The sequence below is a fragment of the Streptomyces sp. UW30 genome, assembly GCF_008042075.1.
Lineage (GTDB): Bacteria > Actinomycetota > Actinomycetes > Streptomycetales > Streptomycetaceae > Streptomyces.
The window spans coordinates 11,840-24,759 of sequence record NZ_RDBN01000049.1 but is presented as its reverse complement, the minus strand read 5'-3'; the positions used below and the strand labels follow the sequence as shown (position 1 = coordinate 24,759).

Here is a 12,920-nt window from a genome sequence, read left to right as displayed (position 1 = left end):
GCGCTCTCAGCTTGGGAAGCTGCGGGCATCGAGGGCCCGTCGTCGGCGTTGACCTGCTCGAACGGCAGGTTCGCCACCTCTGTGGGCTCGGCTGCTTTCACCGTGATTCCCCGCTGTTCCCCGCTCGATCTGGTGCCCTTGTGGTGCGGTCACTGTCGGCGTGGGGCACTACGAGCCGGCGCGTCTGCAAGTGCCTCATAGGTGTTGCTTGGCTGCTCTGACGAGTCGGCTGATGTCGTCACGGGTTCGTACCCTGGCATCGTCGAGTTCTGTTCTGCTGGCTGTCTTGGACAGCGTCGTAATGTCTGCGAGCACGTTCTCCGCGGCCTGGCTCAGCGTTTCGTCATCGGTGAGCATCTGTGCCCGGAACAGTGTCTCTTGGGCGTTGGAGCGTAGGTCGTAGGCGCGGATCCGTACTGTGTCGGGGTCCTCCGGTGGTGGCTGTTCGTGCTCGCAGAACCAGAGGTGAACCAGGCAGCGGCGGTAGTTGACCAATGCGCCGGCGTAGGCGGAGAAGGCATCGAGTCGTTCCTGTCGCAGCTTCTCCTGGCGGGTGAACTGGTGGCTCTTGTCGGCGGTGCGCTGCTGGAACGCCAGGGTTATCCCCGAACCAAGCAGCGTTCCCAGGACGGCTATGCCGCTGGCGATGATGGTCTCCACACTCCAAGCTGATCACGCCTTGCCGTCCTCCGTGGGCTGTGAGCGGACTCCGATGGCAACACGATTTCCAACTGTGGGAGTGGGATGGTGGGCTGAGTGTCTAGGCGTTCACCTGCGGTCATGGGCGTTCGGTCGTGGGAGCCGCCACCAGAGATAGTCCTGCCTGAACGGCCGTGAACGAAGCTGAATGAGACGGAAACTGAGACGGTGAACCGGCGGAGGCTGTTTCACTCCTCACCAGGTGGGATGAGGCGATCGGCGCTCTCAGCGTCGTCCACATGCCCATGGGCGTCGACGGTAATGGGGGTGGCTCCGCCCTTGGACGTGACCAGCCATGCGAGCACCTGCTCGGTCAACGGGCTGTCGTCGGGCCCTTCATCCTTCCAGTACGCGCGCCAGCCGCCTCCTGGGATGGCTGCCACCACCTGGCCGGCCTGCTCGAGGTGGGAGAAGTCCGGGTAGTCCGTCACGGGACGGCGAGTACCGCGTTTGGGATCGACTACAAGGGCAACGCCGGTCGCCTCCTCCCAGGCGTCCACGTGCACTGTCCGGCCGATCATTGTCTCCGTGCCGGTGAAGATCGCGAGCCAGCCTGTCCCGTTGAAGTAGCGCATGCGGTCATCGTCCATGACGGGCGCCGACCTTGACGTGCGTGACCAACTTCTGTGCCCCGGCTGAACCTCAGCTTGGGAAGCTTGGGTTCTGTACGGGCGGTTACACGGCTGACCTGTGGCGGAGACGCGTTGGACTCTGGGCGTCTCCGGTGTCAGTCACCGCCGTTCCCCGTGGTTCCCCACTCGATCTGGCACGCGAATGGCACGGCCGTCGCTTTGCGCCGGCCGGGAGTCAGCCCACCACCGATCCCCTCCGCTACCGTGGCAGCCCATGACGGTCCTGATTATCGGTGGCAGTGGCTTTCTGGGAACTGAACTGGTCCGTCAGGCCGTCGCGGCCGGGCACCAAACGGCCGCGACGTTCGCCTCCCGTGCCGGCAGGTGCTCGGGTGTCGCCTGGCATCCGCTTGACGTCCGGGACCCTGCGCGCGTCGCCAGGGTGATCGCCGACGTTGAGCCCTCGGTCGTCCTCAACGTGTCAAGTGGCCAGTCTGACTGGGCAGTCACCGCCGACGGCGCGATCCGCGTGGCGCTGGCTGCCGCCGAGCAAGGCTGCCGCCTGGCCCACGTCTCCAGTGACGCGGTGTTCTCCGGTGCGCACGTCCGCTACGACGAGAGCAGTCTGCCCGATCCGGTCACTCCCTACGGCGCCGCAAAGGCCGCAGCCGAGACGGCGGTGCGGCTGTTGGTGCCGGGTGCCGTTGTCGCCCGCACCTCGCTGATCCTCGGACGCGGCCAGTCCGGGCACGAGCGCATGGTGCATGACTTGGCGGCCGGCACCCGTGGCGGGGTCCTGTTCACCGACGACATCCGTTGCCCGGTACATGTCGAAGATCTGGCCGCCGCCCTGTGGGAGCTCGCGCTGTCCGACGCGGCCGGGGTGTTCCACCTCGCCGGGCGGGATGCCCTGAGCCGTCACGACCTCGGTGTGCTCATCGCCCGGCACCAAGGACTTGACGGTGCGCACCTGCCCGCCGGGCGACGAGCCGATTCCAACCTGCCCGGGGCCCTCGACGTACGCCTCGACAGCCGTGCAACGCAGGAGCGATTGCGGACCAGACTCCGCGGCGCCCAAGAGTTCCTCCGTGAAGACGACCGCAGCCTTCAGGAGCCGCTCGTGGCCAACGAAGCAGAACGAGGCGGATAGGGCGGGTCAAGCCCAGGGCTGGCTGAGCACCGCTTTAGGAGAGAGGCTGGGGTGTTGTGCCGGTGACCTGGGGCTTCGATGACTGGTGAGGTACCGGACAACCTAACCGCCAGACCGCCTCGTTGACCGTGGCTGACCGCTGCATCTGGCACGGCAGTGGCACGAACCTCAGCCGACGACAGCCAGCCACGACGGCGGGTGCGCCGCCCGACCAGGCGCGCGTGTGCCTCGCTGTACCCCACCGGCCTCAACCACGCTGTCGGCTTATGCCTCAACCAGAACTGAACGTGACGGCCGGCCCAGACCAGGGTGCCTAGCTGGTTTGCCAGCGGGTGCTTGAAAGGGTGCTGCATGGTGTTCTCCCATGCGGGATGTCCGGCGGGCGCCGTCTGACAGGTACCGGAGACGTTGAATATGAAATACCTGACGGTGCAACGACCCTGCCATATAGGGGAATTGCTGGAATGCCGGTAGCGGCGTAGCGTGGATATGGCAATGACCTCTGCACCTTCAGGTGCTACCGAGTGGCGTCTGTTGCGTTCGGGGGCGGTGGTCGAGGCCGTAACAGCTGGTCATTCGTATGAGGCTATGAGCGGACGATGGAAGAAGGCGAGCAACCGTGGCGCTGCAAGTGCATTTCGCGATACTCGGCTGCGTAGAGCAAGAGGATACTTTCGGCGATGACACCCCTGTCATCAGGTGGAATGGCCAGGAGACTTGGTCGGGCGAGCTGGATTCTGGTGAGGAGGTAGACACGAATCACTTCGTGCTCTTCGGTGACTCAGATCCAGGCATCGTCTCGCTGACCGAGAGGGACTGGCCGGACGCAGACGACCATCTCGGGCACCATACAATTAGAAAGGATGAGGTAGGCCAGGATTGGCGTCGAGCGATCTTCCGATCTGACGAGGCGAGTTACTACCTGGACTACCAAGTATTCGAGGGATAAGGAACGGCCCTTCACGGACGAGGCTGTAGGCAGGGCTCTAGAGCTAGAGCCGTGGAGTCGACCGCCCCAGCCACGATGTACCCCCTTCTCTGACGCCAGGCGACTGATTGCCATGAGCGCGGCCCGGACGCCGGCCGGGCTGGAGCGGGGCGGAGACAGGAGCGCAGGCCCGGCCGGGGGTCGGGCCGCGCGCGGGGAGCGGAGCGAGCCGCCTTGAAACCAGTAGAGAAAGTTGTAACTCAGTCGGGCGAGTGGGCTGTGTCTTGTCTCGGTTGATGCTTGACGCAGTGGCCTCACCTGATACTTGACACCGCATGTCTCGGCTTGGCTGCATGTGCGCCCGGCGTAGATCCCTTGGCCTACGCTTCGGTTCATGGGGGCGATGAACTGGAGCGGCGTCCGAGAGCGGGTGGAGGCTCTGGCCCGTGCTGACAAGGCGCGGGAGGTCTTCGGCGCGTGGGACATGTACGGGGGAACGGGGCACCACTTTCGGCTTGCTGATCCGCTGTCAGAGGCGGGTGTCGCCGAGGCAGAGGCTCAGTGGGGTGTCTCGCTGCCTGCGGACTACCGGGCCTTCCTCCTCGAAGTCGGCGCCGGCGGTGCCGGACCCTTCTACGGGCTCACGACCCTGTCCCGCACAGATGCCGGGTGGCTGTGGAGTGACCCCGGTGGCGGTACCGTCCACGAGCGACTGCGCTTGCCCTTCCCGGATGTGGAAGAGAGTGTGCGTGCTCAGGTCGAGCATGAGCGCAAGGAGCCCGTGGAGTCCGACTTTGAGGATGAAGCCGCCTTCGAGGTTGCGTACCGCGCCTGGCTGGAGGAGGACGAGAGGCTGTCCGACTGGTTCTTGTCCGGCGCTGTGTGCCTGAGCCACGAGGGGTGCGGCTACTTCGACTGGCTGGTCGTGTCTGGCCCACAGCGCGGGCAAGTGTGGGTCGATGAGCGTCCAGGGGACGGGCGGTTCAGTCCCCTTGGGCAGGTCGGATTCGCGGAGTGGTACCTCGGCTGGGTCGAGAAGACTGAGGCTGTCGTGCGGCGTGGCCGCTAGGACGGGTAGTCAGGTGCTCCAGGCCTGAAGGCGTATGCGCAGGCTGGGAGTTCGACACCTTGGCGGTGGGCCAACGGTACGAAGAGCACGGGGCGGATCGTCCATGTCACGCGGATGCGATCTTGGGTGATCGATACGGCGCAGGGCTCCGACCGTAGGAGGGCTCGCCGCGTCTCTATGCGCCCCTCGTACAGCCAGTCCCACGCCTCGTCGGACGCTTCGGAATCCAGCGCCGGAGTGATCGCACGCAGGGCGATCGCAACCCATCTGTCGGCCTGTGCCGCCGAGTACGCGTCGATTGATGCCAGAAGTGCCGGCCGCCGTTGCTGGTCCAGGTCCTCGGTCCAGCACTCGCACCAGTAGCCCCACTGCGGCTTGTCCATCAGCATGGGTGGCCTCCACAGCGTGGGTGGGCGAAGAGTTCCGCGGTGACGGTGTGGCCGCCGTCGGTCTCGTGGACCACGACCCGGTGCGCGATGACGCTGACCATGCCCAGGCCTCGGCCGTGCTCAGCGTCCTGGTCCTGGTGCTCGACCTTCGGGGCCGCGCCGGTACCGCCGTCGTCCGTGACCGACAGTGCGATCACCTGTGGGGAGACCGCGAGCYCCAGGTGGAAGCTGCCGGATTCCTTGCCGCTGGCCGTGTGGAGGATCGCGTTCGCGCTCAGTTCGCTGACGATCAGTTCCGCGTCCTCTGCTAACGGTGATCCGCGCAGGATGTCGCGGGTCCATCGGCGGGCCCGGCTCACCTCTTCCGGAAATCCTGGGCAAGTGAGCCCCCAGACCCGGGCGCTACTCGTATACTCGTGCATACAAGTTCCTTCGTGCTGGTAGGCCGCCATGTGCAGCGGGTTCGGGCTAGACGAGTTTCACGCCGTCATGGGCGCGAATGGCAGGCGGAGACGCCGCGTCCATCGCGTCCAGGACGCGGATCGCGTACGCCTCGTCGGCGAGTTCGGACACTTCTTCTCGGGTGGCCCAGCGCAAGGCGCGAGTCTCGCTTCCGGTGGTGGGCGTGCCGTCGGCGGCTTCGCAGCGGAAGACCAGGGAGACGATCAAGCCTGTCATGTTCTTGTAGACGCCAGTCAGGGTCGCGGGAAGCGTGATCTTGATGCCGGTTTCTTCGACGACTTCGCGCTGGAGGGCCTCGGGGATGGTCTCCTCGCGTTCGAGGACACCGCCCGGTGGTTCCCACTTGCCGTTGTCGCGGCGCTGGATCAAGAGGGCACGGCCGTGGGTGTCGATGACGACCCCGGCGACGCTCACGGAGTGCGGGCGTTCAGTGCTCACGTTCCTCGGCCCTCTCGGCTGGCTAGGCTCTCCACCGTAGCAACAAGACTCGCCCACACGTCTAGATACCTAAAGGAGTACACGTGAGCGCTCTTCCTTCCGGCCTCCTCGGCGATCTCGACCCCACGAGTGATCGTGCGGTCTTCCGGCAGATTGCTGATCAGCTGCGTGAGGCCATCGACCGTGGGCGATTCAGAGAGGGTGACAAGCTGCCCTCCGAGGCTGACCTTGTCGAGCATTACGGGGTATCCCGGATGACGGTCCGGAACTCCTTCTCCATCCTCCAGGGCGAAGGGCTCGTGCACGCCGAGCACGGCAAGGGCGTATTCGTCCGGCCCCGGCCACCCGTGCGGCGCCTCGCCTCCGACCGGTTCGCCCGGCGCCACCGGGAGCAGGGCAAGTCCGCGTTCATCGTCGAGGCGAATGCGGCCGGCAGTCACCCCCAGGTCGACAGCCTGGAGGTCAAGGAGGAGAAGGCCAGTCAGGATGTCTCTGCCCGGCTCGGGTCCGTGCGGCGCGTGCTGGCCCGCCGGCGTCGGTATCTGCTCGACGGACGGCCCGTGGAGTTCGCTACCTCCTACCTGCCGCTCGACATCGCACGCGGTACGCCCATCGCCGAGCCGAACCCCGGGCCCGGCGGCATCTACGCCCGCCTCGAAGAGCTGGGTCACCGCCTCGACCACTTCGAGGAGGAGATCCGGGCCCGGATGCCTTCGCCTGTCGAGGTGAAGACGCTCCGGCTGGCCTCCGGTGTGCCGGTCATTCATCTGATCCGGACCGCCTTCGACACGGAGGGGCGGGCCGTGGAGGTCTGCGACACGGTGATGGCGGCTGACGCGTACGTGCTGTCGTACCAGCTTCCGGCGACCTGATCGTCATGGTTTGAGGTGGCGCGCGGGGGCGATTTCCGGACTCGTACACCCCAACAGGCATACTCGTATAGACGAGTGGGCAAGTTGTGTGGCAACGTGGTTTGCGCGATCCCGTCGATCGGGTTCGTAGACCGCATCATGTATAGACGAGTAGATAGGGGAACTCCCTTGCGTACCATCCGTGTTGAGACCTCCGGCTCCACGATCCTGCTGACCGAGGCTCCTGAGCCCAAGGTTCGCGACCGCCAAACCGGAGAGATCGCCAAGGACGCGACCAGCGGTGAGGCGCTGATGACGATCGGCGTCGTCTACATCGAGGACGGCGAGTCGTCGCTGATCAAGGTCACCGTCCCCGAGGGCGGTATCTCCGAAGGGCTGACCCTTGGGGCGCCTGTCTCGCTGCCGGGACTGGTGGCCCGTCCGTGGGAGAGCGTCTTCAACGGGCAGCAGCGCCACGGCATCGCCTACCGCGCCGCCGCCGTCACCCCGGCAGCGTTCCCGGCCTCCACGGGGGCCGCTGCCTGATGGCCGACATAGCAACGCTCCTGGAGGTGGGTGGTCCTGTCGCCGCACTTGGCGGCGGGGCCGCCTACGCCCGGGCCAAGCACCCGGCGGCGTATTGGTCCACGGTCGGCCTGCCGGTATCCACAGTCCGGCTGCTCAGCTCGTACGGCTCGGTCATGGAAGCGTGCGGCCTGACCGTCGCACCGTCCCGGCTTCGAGTCCTCGCCGTCAAGGCCACCACCCGGCGTGAGGTCCGGCCCGTTCCGCCGCGTCGGGGGATCATCCGGCCGACTTCGACCGGTCTGCGGCTTCGTCTCCGGCTCGCCCCGGGGCAGGAACCCGCCGACGTCGCCGCCTCAGCCGAACGGCTCCGGCATGCCTGGGGCGTTCACGGCGTCTACGTCACCACGCTCAAGCCGGGTGTGGTTGAGCTCCGGGTGGTCGGCTACGACGTGCTGCGGCGGGTGCGGATGCCCCACAAGGTCGTGGGCGGGTTCCTCAAGGTGCCGGTGGCACTGCGAGAGGACGCCACCCAGTTCGTACGCGACTACCGCACCATCCCGCACCAACTCACCCTCGGCGCCACGCTGTCCGGCAAGTCCATGTACCTGCGCCACCTGATCGCCGGGCTGGCCCGTCAGCACGTCGCCCTGGTCGGCATCGACTGCAAGCGGGGTGTGGAGCTGGCTCCCTTCGCTTCACGGCTTTCGGCACTCGCCACCGACCCGGAGCAGGCGGCTGACCTCCTGCCCGTACTCGTTGAGGAAATGGAGGATCGCTACGACCTGATCAAGGCTCGGCAAGGCATGGCACGCAGCACTCCGGACGAGGAGATCACCTCTGACATCTGGGGCCTGCCTGAGCACGAAAGGCCCGTGCCCATCGTTCTGTTCGTTGACGAAGTGGCCGAACTCTTCCTGGTCGCCACGAAGAAGGACGAGCAACGCCGCGATGAGATGGTCACCCAGCTGATCCGGCTCGCCCAGCTCGGCCGTGCCGCCGGTATCTACCTGGAGGTCTGCGGGCAGCGCTTCGGCGCCGAACTCGGCAAGGGTGCCACCATGCTGCGAGCCCAGCTCACGGGCCGCGTCTGCCACCGCGTCAACGACGAAGCCTCCGCCAAGATGGCCCTCGGCGACATCGCCCCCAAGGCGGTCTTGGCCGCCTGCGCCATCGCCCCCGAGCGTCCCGGCCTGGCCGTCGCCGGTGACACCTCCGGCGGCTGGTCCCGCATCCGCACGCCGTACCTCTCCCTCGGCGACGCCGCCGAGACTTGCCGGGACTCAGCGCACATGGTGCCCGACCTGCCCGCGCTCAAGCGCTTCCAGCCATAACTGACTGGCCTTCCCAACCCGGTCGGCGTGACCACCTCACGCCAACTCCCTACCCCTCCCATGCCTGAACCCGAAAAGGAGCCGCATCATGCGCGCCCACATGGCCCGTGTCGACGCGGTACTCGTCCAGGCGCTCATCGCTGCCGCGCTGTCCTTCGCCCACCTGCACGACATCGCCTCGGCGGCCGGACAGGACGGATGGAAAGCATGGGCCTACCCGATCAGCGMCGACCTGCTGCTCGTCGCTGCCTGGCGTCGGCTGCGCTCGGGTGACGCGAAAGCGGCTGGGTGGTGCTGGTTCGTCATCGCGCTCACCGCATCCCTCGGCGCCAATGTCGCCACCGCCGGACTGCTCGACATGAACGAGGTGCCGGCCTGGCTGCGCATCCTCGTCGCGGGCTGGCCCGCCGTTGCCTTCCTGGGCGGAACCCTCCTCGCCCACTCCGCCCCGCCGACGGCACCGGACACCGAAACCGAGCTCGACGTCGAGGCCACCGAGGACCAGGAAGACGGGCCCGAACTCGCCCCAGGGCCAACCCAACCAGCCCTCGGAGTGCAACCCGAGCACCCCACTGTCCCGGCCCCAACTGCCCTGGTCGACCACGCCCGCAAGGTCGCCGCTGAGCACCACACCCGCACCGGAAAGCCCATCGACACCCCAACCCTGCGCGCCCGTCTCGGCGTCCCGGCGCCCATGGCCGAAGCCATCGCCGCACAGCTCTGAAAGGAGACCCACGTGACTGCCAACCGCCGTTTCCGCAACGTCGTACGCATCGGCCCCGTCCAGGTCGGCACTTCGTACGACGGCCAGGGCCGAGAGAAGCACACCGCTGCCTGTACGGCTCCGCGCTGCGGCTTCTCCTCCGACTACGACAGTCGGGCTGCCGCCGAGCTGGCCGCTCGCACCCACCGCTGCCCCGTCTGCTGAAAGGACCCCGCACCCGTGACTGTCAGCCTTCCGCTCGTCGTCGTCCTCGGCTTCTTCGCCTGGGGAGCGGTCAAGTTCCTCGGTGTCCGGACCTGGATCGTCGTCCTGATCGCCCTCTTCGGCTTCTGGCTCTCCCACACCTTCATGGCCCCAGCAATCGAGTCCGGCACGCGCTCCGGCGTGGACGTCATAAACGGCTCACATGACTAGACGAGTAGATGAGAAAGGGTTCGCTGTGCTCCTGCCCAAGTACCCCGACAACCCGACCCCGTCGCCCGCGCACGTCCACACGCCGACTACTCCGACGCCGGTCGGGCGCTCGCTCCCGCAGGTCTCGATCAGCACGGGAGCCGTCGTGGCCGTGATCACGGGTGGCGTGGTTCTCACCGCGCTCCTGGCGGCCGTCGCCGTCTCGGCCATCTCCGTGGCCATCGCCGCCGTGGTCCTGCGCTCCCTGCTTCGCGACCACCACAGGCGCTGAACGATGCATGACCTCCGGGGCGGCGCGACACGGCCAAGCATCCGCCGCCCCGGGGGCCCATTCCTCCCGACCGAGCCAGCCAGAAGGAGAATGCCATTTTCACCCGCACCTCTCCGCCCCCACTGCCGGAACTGATGAACCTGGCCTCGGACGGTGCACTGCCGGGTACCCTCCGCCAGCTCTCCGGCCTTGGCGGCTGCACTCACCCGATCCGCCTCGACGGCCACCGCACCGAGTACGCCATCGACACCACGACCGGTGAGATCGGCCGAGTCCTCCAGCACCTCGACTCGGCGGCGTTGCCAGCTGGTCAGCTCCTCGTCCGGTGCAACAACCGTCGTACGACTCGCTGCCCGGCCTGCGCGGAGGTCTACCGCCGCGACACCTTCCACCTGATCACCTCGGGGCTGCGCGGTGGCAAGGGCACCCCTGAAGACGTCGCCGCACACCCGCGCGTCTTCGCCACCTTCACGGCACCGAGCTTCGGCCCGGTCCACAACCGCCCCACCGGTCCCCCCGGAACAGTCCGCCCCTGCCGCTGCGGCGTCCTCCACGACCAGGACGACGACGCACTCGGCACGCCCCTCGACCCGCACACCTACGACTACGAAGCGGCAGTGCTCTGGAACGCGCACGCCGGCCAGCTCTGGCGGCGCTTCTCGACGTACCTGCGCCGAGAAGTCGCAAAGCGTGTGGGCCTGTCCCAGCGACGATTCCGCGAGCACGCCCGCGTTTCCTTCGCCAAAGTCGCTGAATACCAGAAGCGGGGCGCCGTCCATTTCCACGCCGTCATACGCATCGACGGCCCCGGCGGCGCTGACACCGCGCCCCCGGCCTGCGCGACTGCCGAGTTGCTCACCGATGCCATTCGCACCGCCACAAACAAGGTCCGCGTGGACGGTCCGGTTATCTCCGGACGAGCCCACACCTTCACCTTCGGCCGCCAACTCGACGTCCGCACCATCCGATCCGCCGACTTCAACGACGGCCAGGAGCTGACCGAGCGGGCCGTCGCCGCGTACATCGCCAAGTACGCCACCAAGGGCGCCGAAACGGCCACGGGAGCTCTCGACCGCCCCCTGAAGTTCGTGGCCGAACTCGCCCAACTCGACCTCAGCGACCACGCCCGCCGTCTGATCCGAACCGCGTGGACCCTCGGCGCGCGCAAGGAACTGGAACACCTCCGCCTGCGGGCCTGGGCCCACATGCTCGGCTTCCGCGGCCATTTCTCCACCAAGTCCCGGCGCTACTCCACCACCCTCGGTGCCCTCCGCGACGCCCGCGCCGAATGGCGCCGAGCGCAAGCAATGGCCAACAACCCCGAAGGCGAGCAGGGGACGACATACGTCCTCGCCCACTGGGTCTTCGCCGGTACCGGCCTCACCGACGCTGAAGCCTGGCTTGCTGCATCCCTTGAACCCGCCCCCGGAACGGAAGGAGAGCCCACCGCATGAACGACCGGTACCTGTCCGTCGACCAGGTCGCCGAGCTGCTCGGCACGACCGCCCGATTCCCTCGGCGGCTGATCGAGGAGCGGCGCATCCGGTACGTGAAGGTCGGCCGGCATGTCCGCATCCCGGAGAGCGCAGTCGAGGAGTTCATCAACTCCCGCACTGTCGAGCCGATCAGGCTCCGTCGCACCGGACTTCGGAGGGCTGCCTGATGGCCAACAAGAAGGGGAGACGCCGCAGGTTCGGTGCCGTGCGGCAGTATCGGTCCGGCCGTTGGACGGCGTCGTACCTCGGACCTGACGGTGAGCGCATCCGCGCGGAGGAGACGTTCGAGACCAAGAAGGACGCGGAAGTCTGGCTGTCCCAGGTCGAGGCAGACCTGACCCGAGGGGACTGGCGTGCTCCCGATGCTGGGGTGGTCAACTTCCGTGTCTACGCCGAGAAGTGGGTCGAGGAACGGGAGCTGGCCGTTCGTACCGACGACCTGTACAAGCACCTCCTCCGGCTGTACATCCTCCCGACCTTCGGCGCCCTGGACCTGGACGAGATCACGGCTCCGCGAGTGCGCGAGTGGTGGGCTGAACGCCTCCGCACCACCAAGGCGAAGACGACCGTCGCCAAGGCCTACCGCCTCCTCAAGGGCGTCATGGAGACCGCCGTCGACGACGACCTGGTCACCCGCAACCCATGCCGCATCAAGGGTGCGGGCAAGGAGTCAGCCACCGAACGTCGTATCGCCACCGTCGCCCAGGGCGACGCCCTCGCTGAAGCGATCGGTATCCGTTGGCGCCTCATGGTCTACCTCGGTGCGTATGGCCCGATGCGCCCCGAGGAGCTGGCGGGCCTGCGTCGCCGGGACGTCGACGTCGACAACCTGGTGCTCCGTGTCCGTGTCGCCGAGCCGGAGCGGACCAACGGCAAAAGGGCTCCCGGTGAGACCAAGTCCGACGCCGGCGTCCGGGCTGTCGTTCTCCCGGCCTTCCTCCACAAGGAGGTGAAGCAGCACGTCGCTTGGTTCGCTGAGAAGGGACCCGACGGTCTGGTGTTCGTGGGTGAGAAGGGAGCTCCGTTCCGCCGGACCTCCTTCGGCCGGAAGTGGCGGCGGGCTCGTGCTGCTGTCGGTCTCCCGGACGGCTTTCGCTTCTACGACCTTCGTCACACCGGGCACACCCTCTCGACCCGCTCTGGAGCCACCCTCAAGGACACGATGGTTCGCGCCGGCCAGTCCTCCGAGAAGGCCGCGTTGATCTATCAGCACTCCGACGAAGAGCGGCAGCGCGAGGTGGCCTCAGGGCTCGACGACCTGGTGCGTGCGGAGCGTGCGAAGCACCACAAGGACAACCCTGCGCACCACAGTGCGGAGGCCGCCGAAGGCTAATGGTGCGGTTGTGGTGCGCGCCCCGCGCACCGGTCTAGACAACAAAGAACCCCCGGGCCGCTGGCCTGGGGGTTTCGCATGGAGCGGGTGACGAGAATCGAACTCGCGCTCTCAGCTTGGGAAGCTGATGTTCTACCATTAAACTACACCCGCGTAAGACGCCCGCTTTGGGAAGATTCGAGATCATCCGGGCGGTGTCCGATCGCCTGGTCACTGTACCTCATCACCGGCCCCCGGCGCTGACGCCGTGGGGTCTGAGTGTGTT

General features: G+C 67.1%; 17 protein-coding genes and 1 tRNA gene. 12 read left to right on the top strand and 6 right to left on the bottom strand.

Translation table 11 applies throughout. The annotated features are described in order from the left end of the window. Nucleotides 1-195: 195 nt before the first annotated feature. Nucleotides 196-660, bottom strand: coding sequence for a hypothetical protein (locus EAO75_RS33245; RefSeq protein ID WP_147998889.1), 465 nt, complete (start codon nt 658-660; stop codon nt 196-198). 227 nt (nt 661-887) lie between these two features. Further along, complete coding sequence (locus EAO75_RS33240) at nt 888-1,274, bottom strand: hypothetical protein (RefSeq protein WP_261989522.1); 387 nt, start codon at nt 1,272-1,274, stop codon at nt 888-890. Between the two features lie 271 nt (nt 1,275-1,545). Between EAO75_RS33240 and EAO75_RS33235 the strand changes: the two genes are divergently transcribed. Then, nucleotides 1,546-2,421: an SDR family oxidoreductase gene (locus EAO75_RS33235; protein WP_147998887.1), complete on the top strand. Its 876-nt coding sequence runs from the start codon at nt 1,546-1,548 to the stop codon at nt 2,419-2,421. 1,322 nt (nt 2,422-3,743) lie between these two features. Beyond that, nucleotides 3,744-4,418, top strand: coding sequence for an SMI1/KNR4 family protein (locus tag EAO75_RS33230; protein WP_147998886.1), 675 nt, complete (start codon nt 3,744-3,746; stop codon nt 4,416-4,418). On the opposite strand, the gene EAO75_RS33225 is transcribed toward EAO75_RS33230, so the two are convergent. From EAO75_RS33225 to EAO75_RS33215, 3 genes are read right to left on the bottom strand one after another with little or no spacing between them, the layout of a single operon-like run. Next, the gene (locus EAO75_RS33225; RefSeq protein WP_147998885.1) at nt 4,415-4,807 is read right to left on the bottom strand and encodes a hypothetical protein; all 393 of its coding nucleotides are present in this window, start codon (nt 4,805-4,807) and stop codon (nt 4,415-4,417) included. The genes EAO75_RS33230 and EAO75_RS33225 overlap by 4 nt on opposite strands. Then, nucleotides 4,801-5,229, bottom strand: coding sequence for an ATP-binding protein (locus EAO75_RS33220; RefSeq protein WP_147998884.1), 429 nt, complete (start codon nt 5,227-5,229; stop codon nt 4,801-4,803). Before EAO75_RS33220 ends, EAO75_RS33225 begins: the two co-directional genes overlap by 7 nt. 46 nt (nt 5,230-5,275) lie before the next feature. After that, nucleotides 5,276-5,683 (bottom strand): NUDIX hydrolase, encoded by a 408-nt coding sequence (locus tag EAO75_RS33215; protein WP_147998973.1) that lies wholly within the window; start codon nt 5,681-5,683, stop codon nt 5,276-5,278. 107 nt (nt 5,684-5,790) lie between these two features. Here EAO75_RS33215 and EAO75_RS33210 point away from each other — a divergent pair, with 107 nt between their 5' ends. The 10 genes from EAO75_RS33210 to EAO75_RS33165 all read left to right on the top strand — a co-directional run bounded on the left by EAO75_RS33210 (nt 5,791) and on the right by EAO75_RS33165 (nt 12,655). Beyond that, nucleotides 5,791-6,579 carry a GntR family transcriptional regulator gene (locus EAO75_RS33210; protein WP_147998883.1) on the top strand — a complete coding sequence of 263 codons (789 nt, stop codon included), beginning with the start codon at nt 5,791-5,793 and terminating at the stop codon, nt 6,577-6,579. A gap of 168 nt (nt 6,580-6,747) precedes the next feature. Then, complete coding sequence (locus EAO75_RS33205; protein ID WP_147998882.1) at nt 6,748-7,104, top strand: hypothetical protein; 357 nt, start codon at nt 6,748-6,750, stop codon at nt 7,102-7,104. Further along, a complete protein-coding gene (locus EAO75_RS33200) occupies nt 7,104-8,417 on the top strand; it encodes an FtsK/SpoIIIE domain-containing protein (RefSeq protein WP_147998881.1) in 1,314 nt (437 codons plus the stop codon). Before EAO75_RS33205 ends, EAO75_RS33200 begins: the two co-directional genes overlap by 1 nt. An 88-nt stretch (nt 8,418-8,505) precedes the next feature. After that, nucleotides 8,506-9,141 (top strand): DUF2637 domain-containing protein, encoded by a 636-nt coding sequence (locus tag EAO75_RS33195; protein ID WP_147998880.1) that lies wholly within the window; start codon nt 8,506-8,508, stop codon nt 9,139-9,141. Nucleotides 9,142-9,153: 12 nt separating this feature from the next. Further along, entirely contained in the window at nt 9,154-9,345 is a 192-nt protein-coding gene (locus tag EAO75_RS33190) for a mobile element transfer protein (RefSeq protein WP_147998879.1), read from the top strand. A gap of 15 nt (nt 9,346-9,360) precedes the next feature. Then, nucleotides 9,361-9,555, top strand: coding sequence for a hypothetical protein (locus tag EAO75_RS33185; RefSeq protein ID WP_147998878.1), 195 nt, complete (start codon nt 9,361-9,363; stop codon nt 9,553-9,555). Nucleotides 9,556-9,580: 25 nt separating this feature from the next. Further along, entirely contained in the window at nt 9,581-9,826 is a 246-nt protein-coding gene (locus EAO75_RS33180; protein ID WP_147998877.1) for a SpdD protein, read from the top strand. Nucleotides 9,827-9,960: 134 nt separating this feature from the next. Then, nucleotides 9,961-11,280, top strand: coding sequence for a replication initiator (locus EAO75_RS33175; protein WP_147998876.1), 1,320 nt, complete (start codon nt 9,961-9,963; stop codon nt 11,278-11,280). Further along, nucleotides 11,277-11,489: an excisionase family DNA-binding protein gene (locus EAO75_RS33170; RefSeq protein WP_147998875.1), complete on the top strand. Its 213-nt coding sequence runs from the start codon at nt 11,277-11,279 to the stop codon at nt 11,487-11,489. Before EAO75_RS33175 ends, EAO75_RS33170 begins: the two co-directional genes overlap by 4 nt. Further along, nucleotides 11,489-12,655, top strand: a complete 1,167-nt coding sequence (locus tag EAO75_RS33165) for a tyrosine-type recombinase/integrase (protein ID WP_147998874.1) — start codon at nt 11,489-11,491, stop codon at nt 12,653-12,655. Before EAO75_RS33170 ends, EAO75_RS33165 begins: the two co-directional genes overlap by 1 nt. Before the next feature lie 79 nt (nt 12,656-12,734). Here the strand turns inward: EAO75_RS33165 and EAO75_RS33160 are convergent. Then, nucleotides 12,735-12,808, bottom strand: a tRNA-Gly gene (locus EAO75_RS33160). Between the last annotated feature and the right edge of the window lie 112 nt (nt 12,809-12,920).